Raw genomic sequence first — 2,553 nt, 5'->3', positions numbered from 1 at the left:
AACTGGTAAAATTTGTTATTTGGCGTGGGATTTGTTTCATATACGCTTTTTTAAGTGCTTTTGGATAAAGGCCCTAAAAAATTTCCAATTTCTCGTTTTTAGGGACTTGACATATTACCACTAGGCTTGTCCATATACATATTATTCTAACGTTTGATCCGACTCGCTTCAAACAAAGTGTTTGCCCGAACTGGTCCATTCTTTTGCCTGACGGCTCGTCTCATGGCTGTTGCCCATTCGCTTCAGAAGCCGCCCTTTTACCCGAAAGAGTCCCACCAATTTTGCCTGCGCGTGTACGAAACAGCAACACAATCAGTCAACATGCCCTTTCATGAAACGAATAATAAAAAGTTCCAGCAACATGGACAGCAGGATCGCAGACCCAATCATCAGAATAACCCCGTGCCAGCGATACAGGCTCCAGCTTACGCCGTTTATCGATCCGACAAGACTCGATCCGGCATAGTAAAACAGCAGGTATAAAGAAGAAGCCTGTGCCCGGTCACTCTTCGCCAGCCTCCCGACTAAACTGCTTGCAACGGAGTGGCTGCCGAAAAAACCAAAGGTGAAAACAGCCGCTCCAATCACAATGACAACGAGCGACGGCGCGAGTGTCAGCAAACCGCCGGTCAACATGATGATCATTCCGATGCCGAGCACTTTCGTCCGTCCGAAACGGTCGGCCAGCTTCCCCATCCAGACGGAACTGATCGTCCCCATGATATAAACGGTAAAAATCCAGCCAAATGCCGTCTGGCTGAGCTGGTAAGGCGCGCCTGTCAATAAATAACCGATATAGTTATACAGGCTTACGAAACTGCCCATGAGCAGAAAGCCGATACCGAAAACAGAAAACAGGACCGGTGATTTCAGATGATGGCCAAAAGAACGGATGGTCTCTTTCAGCGAAAAAGAGTGCCCGTGAAAATGCGTCGAAGCAGGCAGGGCGAGCCAAAAATAAACACTGCAGAGGAGACTCACGATGCCGATAACGGCAAGTGCGTACCGCCATGAAAAGATATCGGTAAGCATACCGGCGGCGATTCGTCCGAACATCCCGCCCACAGTCGTGCCGCTGACATACAACCCCATGGCCACGCCTAAACTTCCCGGTTCAAACTCTTCACTCACATAAGCCATTGCAAGCGACGGCAGACCGGCCAGGACGACGCCTTCCGCGAGCCTCAGGATGATCAATGTGGTGAAATTCGGACTGAAAGCGGTCAGAATCACGACAAGTGACGAAACAAATACAGAAAGGATCATGATCCTCCTCCGCCCCAGTCTTTCCGACAGCGCCGCCGCAAGCAGCATACAGACCGCAAGCACGGCTGACGACACTGACAGAGTGAGGCTGGATACCGTCGGCGTCACATGAAACTGATGCGAAAAAACCGGAAGTAACGGTTGCGTGCAATACAGGTTGGCAAACGTAATGAAACTGCCCGCGAACACCGCGCCGCCGGCTCTCCAAAATGCGCCGGTCCCCCGTTTGATCGTACCGATCGTTTCCAATAGCCGCGCCTCTCTCTGAACGAACCGTTCCCGTAATAGACAACTGAAGCCGCCGGCAGCCAAACCTGAACCCTCGACTGAAAAACAACGAGTCAATAAAACCAGGGACAGGAACATGTCATTGAAATATGTACGTATCTTCTGTATCCTTTGACTGCTCTTGAATGTTATCATAATTCAAAATGTTTATTTTTGAAAGGGTTTTCAATGATTTTTGTCACTGATCTGAGAAATTGTTGTCAATGATTACACGTAGTGTGCCGATTGTGACAATTGGATGGTAAGTCCATATTTTGGCTGTGGCTCTCCTGTGAATCGTATGCATGAAAAAAAGGCCTGAGGAGTACGGGCTCAGGCCGTTAATAATGAATCATTCCATTTTGGCGAGAAAAAGATAAAATAACCGGTATAAACATTGCTCAGTTAATCGTTCAGGTTGGCCTGGCTGCTCTGTGCATGCTTATCCATCATACGAAATAGATGTTCCACTTCTTCCAGAGAATATCCCCTGGTTTCAGGAACGAATGCTTTGACGAAAATAAGAGCGCCTATTCCGCAAACTGCGAAGAGGAAGAAGGTGGTGGATAAGCCGATCTGGTTCATCAGGACCGGGAAAAACAGGCCAATGAGAAAGTTTGTTGACCAAAGGCAAAATACACTGACCCCCATGCCTAATCCGCGTAATTTGAGCGGGAAGATTTCTGAAAGCATCAGCCAGATGACGGGAGCAACAGTGGCCTGCTGAAACCCAAGAAAGGTGACTGTCATCGCCAGAACAAGAAACGGCAGCAATGCAGTTCCATGAAGCGTCAGTGAAAAAATACCGATCATGATCAGTGCTGAGGTCGTTCCTGTCAAACCAGTGAAGAGTATCGGGCGTCGGTTTACCCTTCCAAGAAGCCAGATACCAAGTGAACCTCACACGACTCAAGTCGTGTGCTTCTGGGAACATTGCACACTTACCTAACGTTCAGGCAGAGGTCACAACTCTTTTACCAAGGCTCGTCCCGAGCCGAAGAATATTCTTTGCTGCGTTAA

1 protein-coding gene and 1 pseudogene are annotated in these 2,553 nt (G+C 48.5%); both read right to left on the bottom strand.

Annotated elements, in window-relative coordinates; translation table 11 throughout:
- Nucleotides 1-312 precede the first annotated feature (312 nt).
- Nucleotides 313-1,515: an MFS transporter gene (locus EWH91_RS14225; protein WP_326407618.1), complete on the bottom strand. Its 1,203-nt coding sequence runs from the start codon at nt 1,513-1,515 to the stop codon at nt 313-315.
- Nucleotides 1,516-1,938: 423 nt separating this feature from the next.
- Nucleotides 1,939-2,427: pseudogene (locus EWH91_RS14220) on the bottom strand (MFS transporter); the annotation flags it as partial.
- Nucleotides 2,428-2,553: the final 126 nt, after the last annotated feature.

It is taken from the genome of Sporolactobacillus sp. THM19-2, assembly GCF_004153195.1.
Lineage (GTDB): Bacteria > Bacillota > Bacilli > Bacillales > Sporolactobacillaceae > Sporolactobacillus.
This window is presented reverse-complemented; position numbering and strand designations above follow the sequence as displayed.